The sequence below is a fragment of the Bradyrhizobium sp. Rc3b genome (genome assembly GCF_900114915.1).
In the GTDB taxonomy this organism is placed as follows: domain Bacteria; phylum Pseudomonadota; class Alphaproteobacteria; order Rhizobiales; family Xanthobacteraceae; genus Bradyrhizobium.
Map to the genome: position 1 here is coordinate 190,723 of NZ_FOUS01000005.1, position 17,000 is coordinate 207,722.

Here is a 17,000-nt window from a genome sequence, read left to right on the forward strand (position 1 = left end):
CTTCGCTTTGCCCACCCTACGATAGTTTGCACAAACGATAGATTGGCGAGCTGCCGTAGGGTGGGCAAAGGCGCGCTGCGCGCGCCGTGCCCACGGTCACTCTCCGAAATGACCGGCGATGTCGCGCATGTCCCCGCCCCAATCCACGGGGAGGTCGCCCTGCTCCACGTAACGATGAAAGCTGCTGAGGGACCAGTCGCGCACGCGCGTGACGAGCCCGTGTTTCACGGGATTGAAATGGATGTAATCAACGTGTCGCTCCAGATCTGCGTCGTCGCGAATGGTGTGCTCCCAATAGCGACGCTGCCAAATGCCCTTTTCGCGCTTCTTCAATTTGCTCATTGAAGGCGGCCCGCCCTCCAAGCCTCGCGAAAAGCCGCCCTTGATCAGATTCCACCGCGACGAAAAATCAGCATCGTCCTCCGGAAGCAACCAAACAGCATGGAGATGGTCGGGCAGGATACAAATGGCGATCGTCTCGAACGGGCGGCGCTGCTGAACTGTTCGGTAAATTCGCCTGAGGCGATCAACTTGGTCCACGAGCAGCGTGCTCGAGCGGTCGGCGAGCACGACGGTGAAGAAGAACATGCTGCCTTGTGCCCGCCGATATCGAGACACTTGCGATCCCCTCAGGCGAAGCCGTGGGCACGCTTCGCTTTGCCCACCCTACGATAGCTTGCGCGAACGATAGACTAGCGAGATCTCGTAGGTGGGCAAAGGCGCGCTGCGCGCGCCGTGCCCACCAAAGTCTATCCCGCCCTCGCACCTTTCTTCGCGCGCCGCTTGCAGGTGCCCGGGAGCTTGGCCGCGAGGAAATCGCCGAGCGCTTCGACGCGGGCGGGACGGGGGCCGCCGGGGGGCGTCACCAGGTGCACGGCGCCTTCGGCCTGCTTCCAGTCCTTCAGGATCACTTCGACGGCGCCCGACGAGATCGCTTCGCCAACGATGAATTCGGGCAGCTCGGCGATGCCGAGGCCCGCAATCAGCGCCGGCATCACGGCTTCGCCGTTGTTGACGCGGAGCTGTCCACCCGGGCGCACGCTGGCCTGCTCGCCGGCCGAATTGGTGTAGTGCCAGATGTTGGGCGTCGACATATAGGCGTAGCTGAAGCACTTGTGCTCGGCCAGGTGCATCGGATGCGTCGGCCGGCCGTGCTTCTTCAGATAGGACGGCGCGGCCACGGTGAAGCGCGGCATGGTGAAGAGCCGCCGCGCGAGCAGCGAGGAGTCCGGCAGCCGCGCGATCCGCACCGCCATGTCAAAACCCTCGCCGATCAGGTCGACGGTCGCATCGCTCAAATGCAGATCGACCGAGACTTCCGGATAGGCCTCGAAAAACTCCGGCAGCAGCGGCGCCACCGCCTTGATGCCGAACGTCATGGGCACGGCGAGCCGCACCAGGCCCCGCGGCGCCACCGATTGCGCCAGCGCCTCGTTCTCCGCCGCTTCACCGTCGGACAGCAGGCGCGTCGCGCGCTCGGCGAGCTTGTGCCCGGCGTCGGTCAGCGCAAGCCGGCGCGAGGTGCGGTTGAACAGCCGGGCGCCGAGCCGCTCCTCCAGGCGGGTGACCGCCTTGGACACAGTCGCTTTCGACATCGCCAGCTCGCTCGCGGCCCCCGCGAACGACCGCAATTCCACGACTTTTGCGAAGATCGCGAGTGCCTCGAAATCGGGAAGTTTTGCCATGGCGACCCATCCATAGGGTATTTATGGAAACAATGCGTTTCAACAGTTTCTATTTCTATACCACAGACGGAGGCTTATCCAAGGGGTCATCAGACATTCAGGACTGGAGAAATCCAATGACCAAGAAGCTCTCAGGCAAGGTTGCCCTCGTCACCGGCGGCTCGCGCGGCATCGGCGCGGCTTCTGCCCGCGCTCTCGCAGACGAAGGCGCGGATGTCGCCATCAGCTACGTGGCCTCGCCGGAAAAGGCGGAAGCCGTCGTCACCGAGTTGAAGGCCAAGGGCGTCAGGGCCCGCGCTTTCAGGGCGGACCAGGCTTCCGCCAAGGACGTCACGCAACTGGTCAACGACGTCGCCAGGGAATTCGGCCATCTCGACATCCTCGTCAACAATGCCGGCGTTGCCGCGGGCGGTGCCATCGACGACGCCAATGCCGACACGGATGCCCTCGCCCGCCAGGATCAGGTCAACGTGCACGGCGTCATCGCGGCGATCCGCGCCGCCTCGCAGCTGATGGGTGAAGGCGGCCGCATCGTCACCGTCGGCTCCATGCTGGCCGACCGTGCCTCGTTCCCGGGCCTTGCCGACTACGTCGCCACCAAGGCGGCCGTCGTCGGCTACACCAAGGGCGTGGCACGCGACCTCGGACCGCGCGGCATCACCGTGAACGTGGTGCAGCCAGGATCGATCGACACCGACATGAATCCGAAGGATGGCGGCGAGTTCGCCGAGACCCAGCGCAAGCAGCACGCGCTCCAGCGCTTCGGCCGTCCCGAGGAAGTCGCCGCCGGCATCGTCTTCCTCGCAAGCCCGGACGCCTCCTTCGTCACTGGCACGGTGCTCAACGTCGACGGCGGGTTCGGCGCCTGATCAAGGCGCCAACCACCCACACAAGGAATTACGCAGATGATCGAACTCAGACCTTTCAACAAGCTCGGCAGCGCCGACCACGGCTGGCTCAAGGCCAAGCATCACTTCTCCTTCGCTGGCCATTACGACCCGAACAACATGGGTCACGGCGCATTGCGGGTGTGGAACGACGACGAGATCGCGCCCAACACCGGCTTTCCCGCCCATCCCCACGCCAACATGGAGATCATCACCTATGTGCGCGAGGGCGCGATCACCCATCAGGACAGCCTCGGCAACGAGGGCCGCACTGAAGCGGGCGACGTGCAGGTGATGAGCGCCGGCAGCGGCATCCGCCACTCCGAGTACAATCTGGAGCCGACCCAAACGCGGATCTTCCAGATCTGGATCGAGCCGACGACGCGCGGCGGACAGCCGACCTGGGGTTCGAAGCCGTTTCCGAAAGCGAATCGCTCCGGCAAGCTCGTCACCATTGCGAGCGGGATCGAAGGTGACACGGATGCGCTGCCGATCCGCGCCGATGCGCGGGTGCTCGTCACCACGCTCAAGGCCGGCGAGAGCGCGGAGTACGCACCAGAGAAGGCGCGGCATCTCTACCTGGTGCCTGCGGCAGGTTCAGTCGAGATCAACGGCGTGCGCGTCAACGCCCGCGACGGCGCCGCGATCCGCGACGAGGACCGGCTGAAGATCACCGCGCTCGAGGACACCGAGCTCGTGCTCGTCGACGCGGCCTGACGACTCTCTCCGTCATGGCCGGGCTTGTCCCGGCCATCCACGGCTCAAACAACCATTCAAACTCATCCCCCAACGGAGACCACCATGACCAAAGTTCTCGTCCTCTATTATTCCGCCTATGGCCATATCGAGGCGATGGCCAACGCCGTCGCCGAGGGCGCGCGCGAGGCCGGCGCCACCGTCGACGTCAAGCGCGTACCGGAGCTGGTGCCGGCCGAGGTCGCCAAAGCCTCCTATTACAAGGTCGATCAGGCCGCCCCCATCGCCAAGATTGAGGATCTCGCCAGCTACGACGCAATCATCGTCGGCACCGGCACCCGCTTCGGCCGCATGGCCTCGCAGATGGCGAACTTCCTCGATCAGGCCGGCGGGCTCTGGGCCAAGGGCGCACTGCACGGCAAGGTCGGCGGCGCCTTCACGTCGACTGCGACCCAGCATGGCGGCCAGGAGACGACGCTGTTCTCGATCATCACCAACCTCCTGCATTTCGGCATGGTCGTGGTCGGCATGAACTACGGCTTCGCCGGCCAGATGAAGCTCGACGAAGTCACGGGCGGCGCGCCCTACGGCGCCACCACGATCACCGGCGGCGACGGCAGCCGCCAGCCCAGCGCCAACGAGCTCGCCGGCGCGCGCTATCAGGGCCGCCAGATCGCGGAGACCGCCAAGAAGCTCCATGGCTAAGCTCCATGGCTAGCCACACGGCTGACGCGACGGGCGGCATTCTCTTTCGGGAATGCCGCCTCAGCTCCGCTCGGTCTTCTTCCTGACGAGCTCGCGGCCGATCGGCCGCGCCGGTTCGCTCCGCAGCACCAGCGAGGTCGTCACAGTGCCGAAACCGGCAATGCGATCCACGATCGTCTCCAGGTCTTCCGGCGCCGGAACCAGCACCTTCAGCACGAAGCAGTCATCGCCGGTCACGCGATGGACCTCGATGATGTATGGAATCTCGCTGAATCTCTTCAGGCAGGTCTTGATGTGCTCATGCGACGTGCGCAGGCGCACCAGCGCCATCAGGCCGAGCCCGAGCGCGCGCGGGTTGATCCGGGCCCCGTAGCCTTCGATGATGCCGGCTTCCTCAAGCCGCTTGACGCGCTCGGAGACCGCCGGTTGGGACAGGCCGACGGAACGGCCAAGCTCGGACAACGGCACGCGCGCATTGGCCTGCAGCGCCTCCAGGATCTTCAGATCCTTGGCGTCGATGCTTCCGAAACGATCCAAGAAAATTCTCCATTCCGCCTTGAGATCATCGGCAGATGATCGATTCGGCCGATGACTTGCCATGTCACGCAGCACCGTGACCGGCCACACTGCGCCTCCATCTCAGATATCACGGGACGATCATGCACGACATCATCACCTTGCCCGGCCTCGGCGGCTCCGGCGAAACCCATTGGCAGACGCTCTGGGAGCGCAGTGATGCGTGCTTCGGACGATTTCAGCCGACGAGCTGGGACCAGCCCGAGCTCGACGACTGGGAGCAATCACTGGAGCGAGCGGTCAGGCGCTGCGCGAAGCCGCCGGTGCTGGTGGCCCACAGCCTCGCCTGCCTGCTGGTGGCGCACTGGGCCGCCCGCTTCCCATCCGCGATCGCTGGTGCGTTTCTGGTAGCGGTGCCCGATCCTGACGGCACCAGCTTTCCCGGCGAGGCCGCCGCGTTCAAGCCGGTCCCCGACCGCGCGCTGCGCTTCCCTTCGCTCATCGTCGCCAGCACTAACGATCCCTACGGCAGCCTCGAGGTGACACAGCGACGCGCACGCGCCTGGCAGTCCGGCCTGATCGTGCCGGGCGCACTCGGCCACATCAATGGGTCGAGCGGGCTCGGCGACTGGTCGCAGGGTCGCGCATTGCTGGATGCCTTCTGCGCGGGCCTTCCGAGATGACGGGCGAGCAGACAGCCTGTGTCAGCGCATCTTGCGTATCGCCCGCGCCGCGAGGGCGGCGGCCGCGGGATAGCGGCGCAGGCCCTGCGCGGCGTGGTCGCGCCATGCGAAAGGAGCGCCGCGCCAGGTCAGCGCGACGCTGACGTCGGTCAGCGGCACCCGCTCGGCGCCGAAGCGCCGCTTGTAATCCTGATTGCCGATGCTGAGGTCGAAACGGCGTACGCCTTTCGCATGCATCGCGGCCATGGTGCGCTCGGCGACGAGCAGGCCCGGCGAGCAGCTCGACCATGAGTCGCCGCCGTGGCTGATGCGCAGCAGGTAATAAGTCGCGCCCTGCCTGATGCCGAATGACGTGCCGATGACAGCTTCATCGCAGACCAGTGCCGCAACGACGGCATAGCCTTCCGCGACGCCCTGGCGGGCAACCTCGCGGTAGAACTGCGCATGGGCGTCGTCATTGAGGACGAACCGCGAGCCGAGCTGGCGCATGCGCGCCTGCTGCTGCACATCCATCACGTCCAGCAGCTCATGCGCGCGCGCAACGTCCGCGGCGATCTCGAACCGCGCGCCTTGGTGACGGCTGAAGACGCGCCAGCAGCGCGGCATCTGCATGCGCTTGATCGAGGCTTGATAGTTCTCATAGTCGTCGCCCATCAGCACGACATTGCCGTTCAGCGATGAGGATCCGATCCGCCCGAACGCCACCAGCGGATTCGGCTTGCCACCGACATGGGCCGGCATCTTCTTCAGGCGGAGCAGGTCGAAGCGGTCCGGCAAGCCGCGCAACGCCTCCACCAGCGCCCCGCTGATCGCATGCGCCGCCGCCGCGTCCAACGCGGCATCGCTCGCCAGGATCGGCGCGTTGTTGTCGGAGACGCCGAGATCGGCGAATTCGACGATGCGGATGCCGCGCCTGATGTGGCTGATCATCGGCACCATCGCGATGTCCTTGCCGGTGGCGGCATCCGAGATCATCGCGATCAGCGGCGCAAAATCGTGAAACGCCTCATACCATGCATCGAGCCAGTAACCATGCTGGAATGCGGTGCGATGCCCGGCGCTCAGGCGCGACGCGGCCTGCCGCCAGTCACGCAGGAAATCGACAGCGATGTTCGACGTGCTGGACACGAGGCCATCTGGTTGCTCGACGCTGAGGAACGTCATCTGCGGGGCATACGATTATTGAATGTTTCGAGATAGATTATGTTTTGTCGCGCACCACAAGAGACCTAGCCGCTTAATCGTTAAGCCGATGCCACCATCGCCCCGACTGCGACAAGCTGTCAGCGCTCCGGTTCCATCTGCTCGACGCATTGGAACCTGGCGAGGAAATGCAGGCCGGCCACCGCGAGCGCGAACATGAACCAGATCGGATTCTGCCGTTCGAGCAGGAAGGTCTCGGTCGCGCCGTAATACAGGCCGAACAGCCATACGGTCAGGAACAGCTTTGCCAGTGCGCCACTGCGGTTGTGTGTCTGGGCTGACTGGAAATTACGGAGGGGGGCGAGCACGAACACGAGAATCACGAGCAGCAGCCCCGGCAGACCGATGGTGACCGCGAGGTCGAGATAGCTGTTGTGACTGTGCGCCGCCGACGTCGCCCATTCGGCGCCCTGGGCGGTCTGCCGCGCCGTGACATCATCCCAGAAGGCCGCATAGCCGTGACCGATGACCGGCTTCTCGGCGACGGCCGCGAGCGCGAACTCCCAGATCGCGGATCGGCCGGTGAAGGTCGGATCAAGGGGAAGCAGCCGCGTCATCGCTCCCAGCGCCGGGCTCAAGACACTGCCGACCGTCAAAAGGTTCATCACGATCAGCGGCACGAAGCAGATGATCCGCTTCAGCCACAGGCTCGGCGTCACGTAGACCAGCGACGCGAGCGCATAGATCGCAAGGCACAGCACCGACGAGGTCTTGCCGCCGGTGAAGATCAGGAAGATGCCGGCCAGCGCGGCGATCGCCGGTCCCATCACGAACGAGCCGACGGCGGTCAGGTAGATGCCGACATAGACCAGGATGGTCATCACGGGTGAGGCGATGTTCTTGTGGCCAAAACTGCCGCGCCAGTCGCCGGCAAGCTGCGGCTCGCCAATATCAAGCCCGGTGTGGATCGAATATTGCGGCGCGAGGATGACGCCGAGATAGCAGAGCGCGAGCAGCACCAGCGCGGCAGCGCCCAGGCACAGGTTGAAGCTGCGCTGCGTCGGCGGCAGCAATGGCAGCAGGACGGCGAGCGACGTCACGCTGGCGGCGAGCACGAAGCGCTGGATCGAAACGCCGCGGCTTTCAGAGAGGACAATGTTGATCACCAGCCAGCCCACGAGGCAGAGGTGAAGCGGCGTCACCAGAGTCTTCAGCGCGGGCGCATCGGTGGTGGCGACGAGCAGCACAGCGACCGCAGCGAGCAGTCCCCAGGAAACATAGGCCAGCGCCATTCGTCCGCCGACGACGGTGGTGACATCGGGATTGCGCAGGTCCGGGAACGGATCGAGCGTCACCAGCACCAGCAGCAGCGAGGCGACGGCGACGAGGCAGCGCGCCGCCTGCACGGCATTGAGCTCCGCCAGGCCGTCGCGCAGGACGCGGCCCAACGATCGGGCCTCGAGGTCAGTCATGTCGGCGGCGCTGCGGTCCATACTGCGGTCCACGGCTCAAGACACTTGGTGACGCCGGTGAAGTTCGAGGTCCTGGCTCAAGCCCATTGAGCGTCCGTCACCAGGCCTTTCGGAAGTCTGCGCCACCGGCTGCCGCACGATGCTCCGCGCAATCTCGTAATATTGCAGCGCCCGTTGCTCCAGCGTGAGACTGTCCAGGATATAGCCGCGCGGATCGAACGCGCCCGCGGCACACCCTTCCCAGAAATTGTCCCACCCCGCCTCGAATCCCGCGACGTCGACGAATTTGGCCCCGCAGCGCTCATCCCAATACGGCACCGACGACACGGGCGCGAACTGCACGCGGTGCGGATAGTAATCGGGGTCTCGCCACGGGCCGCCCGGATCCCAGGCGAATACCGGCACGCCGCAAGACAAGGCCTGCTGATAGGCGATGCCCTGGCTCTCGTTCTGACACAGGAAGATCATCGCGCGCGAGGCCGCCAGCGCCGCCTGATAATCTTCTTCCTTGTAGCTGCCATAACGCAGCTCCGTGAACGAGCGGCCCTCTTTTCGCAGACGGGCGCGGACGGGTTCGATCAACTCCGGCGCATAGCGCTCGCGGTCCCAGTGGACCTTGTCGTAGATCAGCACGTCGACCGCCTTCTGCGAGGCGTGCGACGGCACCCAGAGATCGGTATCGATACCGACCGGCCAGGCCTCCGTCTCGGGCCAATACGGCCGGTACATGTCGACGTACCAGGGCCCGGGCACCACGACCTTCTTCACCGGCAGGCGCTTGAACAGATCGAGGTCGTCCAGCGGATGATTATGGGCGGCGACGCCGAGCAGGATCGGATTCTTCCACGCGAATTTGTCGAGCAGGAAGGTGCGGCCGACGATGCAGGCGAGCTCGTCGGGATGCCGCGCGATGTAGCCGTAATCGTTGACGCGGTAGCGGATGCCGAGCCGATCGAGCCCCGCACAGAGATTGAGGAACACGCGAAGCTGACCGCTCATGCGCGGCTCGCCGAGCAGCAACCGGCGCGCCATGCGTCGCAGATGCCGGTCGCCGGGAAACCAGCGATCGTCCTTGTCCTCATAGAAGAGGTTGAGGATCATCGCATCTGGGTCGTGTTCGAATGTCTTTGCGGGCACTGGATTCCATCCGCGGCAGCCGGATGCGCATTCTCGCATGGGACCGGCGGTCGCACTCTTCCAAATTTGCCACAGGCTTAATGCCAGCGGCTTAACGCTAATTGACGAAACCAGCGCCACACACGGCTTCACGGCAACGATCTGGCTGTAATGCGAGTATCATTCGCGGGGCCTGCCCACGTTGCGATCGATCGCATCATCCATTCAGCGCACGCGTCCTGGTTAACAGACTCTTAAAGGCGAGCCGTGGCTCAGATCACCGCCGAAGACGTCCTCGATTTGCCGGCCACCAGACGCGTCGTTCCGGCGGCACGCCAGCCGCTGCCGTCGAGCTCGACCTGGTCGGTGTCCGTCGTCATTCCCGCCAAGAACGTTGCGGCCTATGTCGGCGAAACCCTCACCAGCGCACTGGCGCAGGGCGAGGTGGGCGAAGTCATCGTCGTGGACGACGGCTCGACCGACAACACCGCCGCCATCGTCCGCGGCATTCGCGATCCGCGGCTGCACCTGATCACGAATGATTCCGCCGGTGTGTCGGCAGCGCGCAATCTCGGTGCGCGATATGCCCGCGGCGACTGGCTGCTCTTCCTCGATGCCGATGACCGCCTTCGCTCTGGCGCAGTGGCGGCGCTGCTGGAGGCGGTACGCGCGGCTCCGCGGGCGGTGCTCGTCTATGGCGATTACAACACGATCGACAGCGAAGGACATCAGATCGGCCGGCGCGGCCTGCTGAAGGGGCGCCGGAAGCCGTCCGGCGACGTGCTGACGCGGCTCGCCGCCGGCAATTTCATCGTCAATGGCGGCATCGCGCTCGCGCGCGCGGAAGCTTTCCGGGCCATCGGCGGCTTTGATACGTCCTTGAGATATTGCGAGGACTGGCATTGCTGGTGCCGCTTGGCGGCGATCGGCGAGTTCGAATTCGCGCCAAAACTGCTGCTCGATTATCGCCTGCACACCGCCAACACCATGAACGCCGCGGTGCGGACGCCCAAGGATTTCTTCCCTGCCATCGCGCGGGTATTCGACGACGGGCTGATCCTGGCACGTCTGCCCGAGGGCACGGCGGCCGGACTGCGCCTCGCCGCCGAACTTCATCTCATCACCTACTCGGCGATGCAGGCGGTCCGTTTCGGCCGATATCGCCAGGCTTTTGGCTATCTTGGAATGGTCGGCCGCCGCTCGCTCAAGGCGTTGCCGCGCGCCGCGGCCAGGACTGCCCTCGCCCGCTTCGGCATCTGATCGTCACGACACGATCTTCGAGGCCTCGTAGGGCTTCGGCTCGATCCCGAACGCGGCGAGCATCGAGCCGAACGCGACCATCACGGGGTGCATCGCGACGACGGCCTTCGACGACGTCAGCAGACCTGCGGACCGAACCAGCGAGAGCGGCAACCGTCCGAGCATCTGTACGAACACCCGCGCCCGCGCCGCCGCGCTCTGCGCGGCCTTGTACTGCACGCGATAATTGATCGCGCCGATGCGCAGGCCACGCTTGGCGATCCAGCCGAGGCTGGTGCGGCTTTGCGGCACGGTCTCGGTGATGACGGCCTCCGCCGTCCAGTGGAAGATCATGCCGGCATCACGGCACCGCACGAAGAAATCGCAATCGCCGCCGCCGAGGAAATTGAAGCGCAGGTCGAAGGCGGGACGGTCGAACCGCTCGAAGGCCGCGCGCGTGATCAGACAATTGCCGCAGCCATAGATCAGCGGCACCGCGCCGGAATAGTCGTAGGCGGGACAGAAGGCGGGATGACGCGACAGCCACGGCTTGCTGTCGTCGTCGAACACCGGCAGCACCGGCCCGCCGACCACGTCGGCGCCGGTCGCCTCCGCGGTGCGGACCATCAGTTCGAGCCAGTCGCTTGACGCGATCTCGTCGTCGTCGATCATCAGGAAGCGGGTTGCGGCAGGAAACAGTGCCTGCGCCGTCTCGAACGCAGCATTGATCGCCTGGCAATTGCCCTGCCGCTTCTCGACGAGGCAGACGCCCTGCAGCCTGCCGGCGGCCAGAAACTCCGCGGCAACCGGCGCGCTCTCGCGCTGCGCGGCATCGTTCTCGACCATGACGACGGCAAATGAACGCGGGGTCCGCTGGTTCGCCAGCGACTCCAGCGTCAACCGCAGATGCTGCGGACGGCGGAAGCAGGGAATGCAGACGACGATACCGACCGACAGGTCGATGACCGCGGAGCTCGCCACGATCTCCCGGTTGGGATCGCGCACGGCATCCGCGATACGCGTGGCAGACAGGTCTGTCGGGATCAATGTCATGCCGTTCTAGATGTCCGAGATATATTGAAAAAGCCCTGCTTCATTCGTACGTCCCGCGACGGCACATCGTCGCGGGACAGATGCGTCCCAAAACGAACGGCCTGTTGATGGCGCGTGCCTGCGCCTCACGCCAGTCTCCCGACCGTCCCAAGACAACATCATGCGTTTAACCGCTTTCGCCTGTTTCTCCCGCGAAATCATGCGCACGTGGTACTGCAATTCGCGGTCCACGCGTCGATCAAGACCCAACATGAACAATGCCGTAGTTAATGCGCATGCGCATTAACCCGACCGTAAGCACTGCGACCGGTGAGACGGCGCGGCATCAGATTTGCTCTTCGGGCTCGCGATATTTTTCCTGTAAATTTGAATAGAACAAGCGCGGTCAGAAAATATGAACAAGCCAGCCACGATCGATTTTGCGACAGCCACGGCGATCCGGATCCCCGCGGCCGCGGCACCCGTCCAGGCGCTTCACGATCTCGTCCCGGGCGAAGCGCGCGACAGCCTGCTCGCCGTTCACGACGTGCTGCGGCGCGAACTGCCGCAAGGCCAGCTCGCCATCTATGAAGCCGGCGGCGGCTCGTGCAGCGTCCTGCCGCCGGAATTGCCTGGACGCAGCAAGGTCACCGTCGTCGACATCGACGAGGACCAGGTCCGCAACAACACCTACGCGGACGAGGCTATCCTCGGCGACGTGCAGACCTACCGCTTCGAGCGCGAGACCTTCGATCTCGTGATCTGCTACAACGTGATCGAGCATCTGCCCCACGTCGACGCCGCGCTCCTGAATTTCCGCGATGCGCTCAAGCGCGGCGGCATGATCTTGATCGGCGCGCCCAATCCCCGCTCGCTCTCCGGCGTCGTCACCAAATATTCGCCGCACTGGTTTCACGTCTGGTTCTACCGGCACATCCGCGGCATCAAGGATGCCGGCATGCCCGGCGAGCCGCCGTTCCCGACCTTCTTCCATCCGCTGGTGACGCTGCCCCGGCTCGAAGCCTTCGCGGCCGCCAACGGCCTTGAGATGATCTACCGCCGCGAGGTCGAGAGTCCGCGCTATCCCGAGATGCGCCGGAGCAAGCCGCTGTTCGCGGCGCTCGTGGACGCCGGCGCCGCCGTGCTGAATACCATGCTTTCGCGCGGGACCGACGTCCGTCGCGGCGACTATCACGTCATCCTGCGGAAGAGCTGACGATCATGGCGCGCGCGCGGCCCATTGCAGAACAGGCGGAGCTTCGCAGCCATGCCGCGCGCGGTAACGAACCGTTAATCTCCAGGGAGCCCCGGCATCGCTGGCGTCACGAGGACGCACTGCGGAGTGGCATGCGCTTAAACGCTTTGTTTGCCATTTCGGTGAATAGTCCCTCAATGAGTATGGTTAATTTTCCCTGTTGCGTTGATTGGGCACCTATATCCCGGGTGCATGGCGTAGAGCGAAGAGTAGCCCCTCAGCCTGCGGCATTTGGAATGAAAGCTGGGGATCATGCTTGACTATAACCAGCCGATAGATCGGGCCAGACCGGAGTCGCCGCAACAGAGGCCCCAGGCCGGCTTCAACGTGCTGGAGCTCGCCAATTTGCTCTGGCGACGCAAGATCGCGATTACCGCGGCTGCCCTGCTCGGTGCAACGCTCGCCGTTACCGTGGGCAAGAGCTTGACGCCCCGCTACACCGCCACCGCCCAGCTCTATGTCGATCCGCGCGAGCTTCAGCTCGTCGATCGCGAGCTCACGCCGCGCGCGCAGGACGTCTCCGGCATGGCCATGGTGGTGGAGAGCCAGGCGCGGCTGATCACCTCCAACAGCGTACTGCTCAAGGTGATCCAGCAGACGGGTCTCGACAAGGACCCGGAATTCGGCGGCGGCAGCGACGGCCAGAGCCTGATGTCGTCGCTGCTCGGCCTGATCGGTCTGCAGCCCCGCGCTCCCTCCGCTGCGGACAACAAGGAGGTGCAGCTTGCGGCGCTCGAGGCGCTGAACAGGCACATCACGATCCGCAAGACCGAAAAGAGCTTCATCGTCGACATCGAGGTCTGGTCGACGGATCCGGCGAAGGCGGCGACGCTCGCCAACACGCTGACCAATGCCTATCTCGCCGAGTCCCGCAACTCGCAGGCTTCGGCCGCACGGCGCGCCACCAACGATCTCTCCGGCCGCCTCAAGGAGCTGCGCGAGCGGCTGCGCAACGCCGAGACCGCGCTCGCCACCTACAAGGCCCAGAACAATTTCGTCGGCACCCAGGATGCGCTGATCAGCGATCAGCAGCTTTCCGCCAGCAACCAGCGGCTTTCCGCGGCCCGCGCGGCGACGATGGATGCCCAGGCGCGGCTCGACCAGATCGAGGCGAGCCGCCGTACCGCGGCCGACGCCGGCGCGATCCCGGAGGCGCTGCAATCGCCGACGATCGCGAACCTGCGCGCGCAATATGCCGATGCACGCAAGAAATATGCTGAGCAGGCCGGCGAGCTCGGGCCGCGCCATCCGGCACTGCGCCAGACCGAGAAGCAGGTCGAGGATCTCAAGCGCACCATCAGCGAGGAGATCGATCGCTTCGCCCAGTCGGCCAAGAACGATCTGACGCGCGCCCGCGACTATGAGGCCTCGCTCAACCGGGCCATGGAGGCGCAGAAGCGGCAGAGCGTGCAGCTCAGCCAGGCCGCCGTCCGCCTGCGCGAGCTCGAGCGCGAGGCCGATGCCAGCCGCGACGTCTATCAATCCTTCCTCAAGCGCTCGCGCGAGACCGAAGAGCAGGAGACGCTGAACACTTCGGCGGCCCGCGTCATCGGCGAAGCGACGGTGCCGCAGCGGCGCTCGTTCCCGCCCGCGATGAGCCTGTTCGCCATGATCGGCTTCATCTTCGGCGCGCTCGCGGCGTCAAGCTGGTTCGCCGCGGTCGAACTCCTGCTCGTCGGCGCACCGGCGCCTGCGCCAGTCCGCCGTGAGCGCGAGCCGGCGCCGGAGAGAACGCGCGCTCCCGAGGTATTGCCGGCTCCGGCAGCTCCGCAATCTCCTCAGGTCTCGCGACCTCAGGAAGTGGCGCAGGCCCTGCCAGAACTTGCCGCGCCATCGCTGCAGCCTGCGATGGTCGAAAAGCCCCTGATCGAAAAGCCGCTGATCGCGCGCCTCCAGGAGGCCGACGTCATCCACACGCTCGGAGCCATTCTCGCCACCGGCGGCGGCGTCGACCTTACCCGGCTGGGCTGGCCGACATTGCGGCCCGGCTTTCCGCTGACGAAGCTGCTCAACGCCTGGCGCGATATGCGCACTGCCGTAGCCCGGCGCGCCGGCGACAAGGCGATGCCGGTCATCGCGCTCGTCGGCGCCGGCGACACCACCGGACGCAGCGTGATCGCGCTGAATTTCGCGCTTGCGGCTGCGCGCGACGGCGCCCGCGTGCTGATGATCGATGCCGACCATCAGGCCCACGCACTCTCGAACAAGGTCAGCCGCCCCGGCAGGAACGAACCGAGCAGGCTCGGCTGGCTCTCGATCGGCAGCAAGGCCGCACGCGAGATCAGGACGGTCAACGGCATTTCGGTGCTGCCGGCCGGCGAGGGCGACGCCGGCAAGGCCACCGATGCGATCCGCAAGGCGATTGCGCAGGCGCGCGCCGCGGGCGGCTATGACCTCGTGATCCTCGACGGCCCCGTGATGCCGCTTCTTGCCGGCGGCCGAAAGCTGCTGGACGACACCGACGCGCTGGTGGCGGTGCTGCCGACCAGCCTCGACATCAACGACAGCCTGGAAGAGATCCTGACCGCGCTGGGCCGCGCTGAGCGCAAGCTCGTCGGCGTCGTGCTGGACGAGCTCACCCCTGCAATCCAAACGCGCCAGCGAGGCAGACAATATGCTTGAGCGTCGCGTCAACCTCGACGGACGGGCAGCAACGGCCGACGTGCCGCGAATCACCGTCGGCGGGCTCCGCATGGCCGCGATCGATCTGGAAGCGACCGCCGATTTCATGATCGAAGCGACCGATCCCGACAATCGCATCGGCCGTCCGTTGTTCCTGACCTCGGCCAATGGCGAGGTGCTGGCGCGCTGCTCGACGGAACCGCAGACCGAGCGCCTGTTCCGCGCCGCCGACCTAATCAACGCCGACGGCCAGCCGCTGGTGGCGGCTTCAAGGCTGCAATCCTGGTTTCCCCTGCCCGAGCGCGTCGCGACCACGGACCTGTTCCACGTCGTCGCGCGCAAGGCGGAAGCGGTCGGCCGCACTTTCTACATGTTCGGCGCCAGCGAGGCCGAAAACATCGTGGCGGTCGAGAACGTCCAGAAGATGTATCCGAACCTCAAGATCATCGGACGCAGCCACGGCTATCTGCGAGGCGAGGCGCTGCGCGCCAAGGTCGAGGAGATCAACGCGCTTGCGCCGGACTATCTGTGGGTCGCGCTCGGCGTGCCCAACGAGCAGGCATTCGTGGAGGAATTCACGCCGTACCTGACCAATGTTGGCGTTATCAAGACATCAGGCGGCCTGTTTAACTTTTTGTCGGGCAGCCGTTCCCGCGCGCCGCAATGGATGCAGAAGATCGGACTCGAATGGGCCTGGCGCACCTTGCTCGAGCCGCGTCGCCTGTTCTGGCGCTATTTGACCACCAACCCCCGCGCGCTCTATCTTCTCTTCAGCCGCAACCGGCCCCTCCGCTAAGAGAAGAGCAGAAGACGATATGACCGACCGACCGACCGTCCTCGTCACCGGGGGCGCGGGCTATATTGGCTCGCATGCCTGCCGCGCATTGACCGCCGCCGGCTACCAGCCCGTCGTTTATGACAATCTCTCGACAGGTCATCGCAGCTTCGTTGCCGGCCCCCTGGTGACGGGCGATCTGCTCGACGGCACGGCGCTGGCACGCGCCTTCGCCGACCACAAAATCACGGCGGTGATGCATTTCGCGGCAGCGAGCCTGGTCGGAGAGTCCATGACCGATCCGCAGAAATACTACATCAACAACGTTCAGGGCACGCTGTCGCTGTTGCAGGCGATGCGCAACGCAGGCTGCCATCGCATCGTGTTCTCCTCGACCGGCGCCGTCTACGGCAATGCCGATTCCAAGGAGCTGCCGGAAGACTTTCCCTGCATGCCGATCAATCCCTATGGCGCATCGAAATTGATGATCGAGCGGATGCTCGCCGATTATCGCTCGGCCTATGGCTTCGGCGCGTTCTGCCTGCGCTATTTCAACGCCAGCGGCGCCGATCCGGCCGGCGGCATCGGCGAGCTGCGCGACAATGAAACCCACCTCATTCCCCGCGCCATGATGGCGCTGCAGGGCCATGTCGACTTCGCGGTGTTCGGCGACGACTACGACACGCCCGACGGAACCGCGATCCGCGACTACATCCACGTCACCGACCTCGCCGCGGCGCATGTCGCGGCCCTGAAGCTGCTGGAAGAGGGGCATGCCGGCGGCAGCTTCAATCTCGGCACCGGCTCCGGCTTTTCCGTGCGCGAGATCCTGAACGCGATCAGGCAGGAGACCGGCCGCGAGGTGCCGCACACCGTCAAGCCGCGCCGCGCCGGCGATCCGACTTATCTGGTCGCAGACCCCTCCGCTGCGCGAAAGGTGCTGAACTTCGTGCCTGGCCATTCCGACCTGGCGACGGTCATCCGCACCGCCTGGGCCTGGCACCAGAAGGCGCATCCGTTCAGACCGCGTTAGGCAATCGGGGCGCTCGCGCCTTGCTCGGCGAAGGCGTGAACGGCTAGACTGGGCCTTCGCTGCCGGCGACGATGCCGGCATGCATGCTCGGCCGATTGAGCGAGCCGATTTTTCCGAGCGTCAGGTCACGATCATTTCGGC

At 65.3% G+C, this 17,000-nt stretch carries 16 protein-coding genes; 9 read left to right on the top strand and 7 right to left on the bottom strand.

The window, feature by feature from the left end; all coding sequences use genetic code 11:
- Positions 1 to 96: 96 nt before the first annotated feature.
- Together BM190_RS13565 and BM190_RS13570 are read right to left on the bottom strand one after the other, a co-directional pair.
- Positions 97 to 618, bottom strand: a complete 522-nt coding sequence (locus tag BM190_RS13565) for an REP-associated tyrosine transposase (RefSeq protein WP_177237064.1) — start codon at positions 616 to 618, stop codon at positions 97 to 99.
- Positions 619 to 749: 131 nt separating this feature from the next.
- Complete coding sequence (locus BM190_RS13570; protein WP_092255337.1) at positions 750 to 1,685, bottom strand: LysR family transcriptional regulator; 936 nt, start codon at positions 1,683 to 1,685, stop codon at positions 750 to 752.
- Positions 1,686 to 1,801: 116 nt separating this feature from the next.
- Here BM190_RS13570 and BM190_RS13575 point away from each other — a divergent pair, with 116 nt between their 5' ends.
- The 3 genes from BM190_RS13575 to wrbA all read left to right on the top strand — a co-directional run bounded on the left by BM190_RS13575 (position 1,802) and on the right by wrbA (position 3,973).
- Positions 1,802 to 2,554, top strand: a complete 753-nt coding sequence (locus tag BM190_RS13575) for an SDR family NAD(P)-dependent oxidoreductase (protein WP_092255340.1) — start codon at positions 1,802 to 1,804, stop codon at positions 2,552 to 2,554.
- Between the two features lie 36 nt (positions 2,555 to 2,590).
- Positions 2,591 to 3,289, top strand: coding sequence for a pirin family protein (locus tag BM190_RS13580; RefSeq protein ID WP_092255343.1), 699 nt, complete (start codon positions 2,591 to 2,593; stop codon positions 3,287 to 3,289).
- A gap of 84 nt (positions 3,290 to 3,373) precedes the next feature.
- On the top strand, positions 3,374 to 3,973 hold the full coding sequence (wrbA, locus tag BM190_RS13585) for an NAD(P)H:quinone oxidoreductase (RefSeq protein WP_018321536.1): 600 nt from the start codon (positions 3,374 to 3,376) through the stop codon (positions 3,971 to 3,973).
- Positions 3,974 to 4,033: 60 nt separating this feature from the next.
- Here wrbA and BM190_RS13590 read toward each other — a convergent pair whose 3' ends face one another.
- Entirely contained in the window at positions 4,034 to 4,510 is a 477-nt protein-coding gene (locus BM190_RS13590) for an Lrp/AsnC family transcriptional regulator (RefSeq protein WP_018321535.1), read from the bottom strand.
- A gap of 122 nt (positions 4,511 to 4,632) precedes the next feature.
- Here BM190_RS13590 and BM190_RS13595 point away from each other — a divergent pair, with 122 nt between their 5' ends.
- Positions 4,633 to 5,172 carry an RBBP9/YdeN family alpha/beta hydrolase gene (locus tag BM190_RS13595; RefSeq protein WP_092255346.1) on the top strand — a complete coding sequence of 180 codons (540 nt, stop codon included), beginning with the start codon at positions 4,633 to 4,635 and terminating at the stop codon, positions 5,170 to 5,172.
- Between the two features lie 21 nt (positions 5,173 to 5,193).
- Here the strand turns inward: BM190_RS13595 and BM190_RS40395 are convergent, their stop codons facing one another.
- The 3 genes from BM190_RS40395 to BM190_RS13610 form a co-directional block, all read right to left on the bottom strand.
- Entirely contained in the window at positions 5,194 to 6,336 is a 1,143-nt protein-coding gene (locus BM190_RS40395; RefSeq protein ID WP_177237065.1) for a GNAT family N-acetyltransferase, read from the bottom strand.
- 119 nt (positions 6,337 to 6,455) lie between these two features.
- On the bottom strand, positions 6,456 to 7,808 hold the full coding sequence (locus BM190_RS13605; RefSeq protein ID WP_143109040.1) for an O-antigen ligase family protein: 1,353 nt from the start codon (positions 7,806 to 7,808) through the stop codon (positions 6,456 to 6,458).
- Between the two features lie 15 nt (positions 7,809 to 7,823).
- Entirely contained in the window at positions 7,824 to 8,924 is a 1,101-nt protein-coding gene (locus BM190_RS13610) for a glycosyltransferase (protein WP_092255349.1), read from the bottom strand.
- Between the two features lie 246 nt (positions 8,925 to 9,170).
- Between BM190_RS13610 and BM190_RS13615 the strand changes: the two genes are divergently transcribed.
- A complete protein-coding gene (locus tag BM190_RS13615; RefSeq protein WP_177237066.1) occupies positions 9,171 to 10,163 on the top strand; it encodes a glycosyltransferase in 993 nt (330 codons plus the stop codon).
- Between the two features lie 3 nt (positions 10,164 to 10,166).
- Here the strand turns inward: BM190_RS13615 and BM190_RS13620 are convergent, their stop codons facing one another.
- Positions 10,167 to 11,195: a glycosyltransferase family 2 protein gene (locus BM190_RS13620; RefSeq protein WP_092255352.1), complete on the bottom strand. Its 1,029-nt coding sequence runs from the start codon at positions 11,193 to 11,195 to the stop codon at positions 10,167 to 10,169.
- A 394-nt stretch (positions 11,196 to 11,589) separates the two neighbouring features.
- On the opposite strand from BM190_RS13620, the gene BM190_RS13625 reads away from it, so the two are divergent.
- From BM190_RS13625 to galE, 4 genes are all read left to right on the top strand, one after another.
- Complete coding sequence (locus BM190_RS13625; protein ID WP_092255355.1) at positions 11,590 to 12,390, top strand: class I SAM-dependent methyltransferase; 801 nt, start codon at positions 11,590 to 11,592, stop codon at positions 12,388 to 12,390.
- A 291-nt stretch (positions 12,391 to 12,681) separates the two neighbouring features.
- Positions 12,682 to 15,051 carry an exopolysaccharide transport family protein gene (locus tag BM190_RS13630; protein WP_092255358.1) on the top strand — a complete coding sequence of 790 codons (2,370 nt, stop codon included), beginning with the start codon at positions 12,682 to 12,684 and terminating at the stop codon, positions 15,049 to 15,051.
- Positions 15,044 to 15,847 (top strand): WecB/TagA/CpsF family glycosyltransferase, encoded by an 804-nt coding sequence (locus tag BM190_RS13635; protein WP_092255360.1) that lies wholly within the window; start codon positions 15,044 to 15,046, stop codon positions 15,845 to 15,847. The genes BM190_RS13630 and BM190_RS13635 overlap by 8 nt, the downstream gene beginning before the upstream one ends.
- 19 nt (positions 15,848 to 15,866) lie before the next feature.
- Complete coding sequence (gene galE, locus BM190_RS13640; protein WP_092255363.1) at positions 15,867 to 16,859, top strand: UDP-glucose 4-epimerase GalE; 993 nt, start codon at positions 15,867 to 15,869, stop codon at positions 16,857 to 16,859.
- Positions 16,860 to 17,000 lie beyond the last annotated feature (141 nt).

Excerpts from the sequence above, each read along its gene's own strand:
- BM190_RS13570 (WP_092255337.1), bottom strand. The coding sequence starts at position 1,685 with ATGGCAAAACTTCCCGATTTCGAGGCACTCGCGATCTTCGCAAAAGTC.
- BM190_RS13575 (WP_092255340.1), top strand. The coding sequence starts at position 1,802 with ATGACCAAGAAGCTCTCAGGCAAGGTTGCCCTCGTCACCGGCGGCTCG.
- BM190_RS13580 (WP_092255343.1), top strand. The coding sequence starts at position 2,591 with ATGATCGAACTCAGACCTTTCAACAAGCTCGGCAGCGCCGACCACGGC.
- wrbA (WP_018321536.1), top strand. The coding sequence starts at position 3,374 with ATGACCAAAGTTCTCGTCCTCTATTATTCCGCCTATGGCCATATCGAG.
- BM190_RS13595 (WP_092255346.1), top strand. The coding sequence starts at position 4,633 with ATGCACGACATCATCACCTTGCCCGGCCTCGGCGGCTCCGGCGAAACC.
- BM190_RS40395 (WP_177237065.1), bottom strand. The coding sequence starts at position 6,336 with ATGACGTTCCTCAGCGTCGAGCAACCAGATGGCCTCGTGTCCAGCACG.
- BM190_RS13605 (WP_143109040.1), bottom strand. The coding sequence starts at position 7,808 with ATGGACCGCAGCGCCGCCGACATGACTGACCTCGAGGCCCGATCGTTG.
- BM190_RS13620 (WP_092255352.1), bottom strand. The coding sequence starts at position 11,195 with ATGACATTGATCCCGACAGACCTGTCTGCCACGCGTATCGCGGATGCC.
- BM190_RS13625 (WP_092255355.1), top strand. The coding sequence starts at position 11,590 with ATGAACAAGCCAGCCACGATCGATTTTGCGACAGCCACGGCGATCCGG.
- BM190_RS13630 (WP_092255358.1), top strand. The coding sequence starts at position 12,682 with ATGCTTGACTATAACCAGCCGATAGATCGGGCCAGACCGGAGTCGCCG.
- BM190_RS13635 (WP_092255360.1), top strand. The coding sequence starts at position 15,044 with ATGCTTGAGCGTCGCGTCAACCTCGACGGACGGGCAGCAACGGCCGAC.
- galE (WP_092255363.1), top strand. The coding sequence starts at position 15,867 with ATGACCGACCGACCGACCGTCCTCGTCACCGGGGGCGCGGGCTATATT.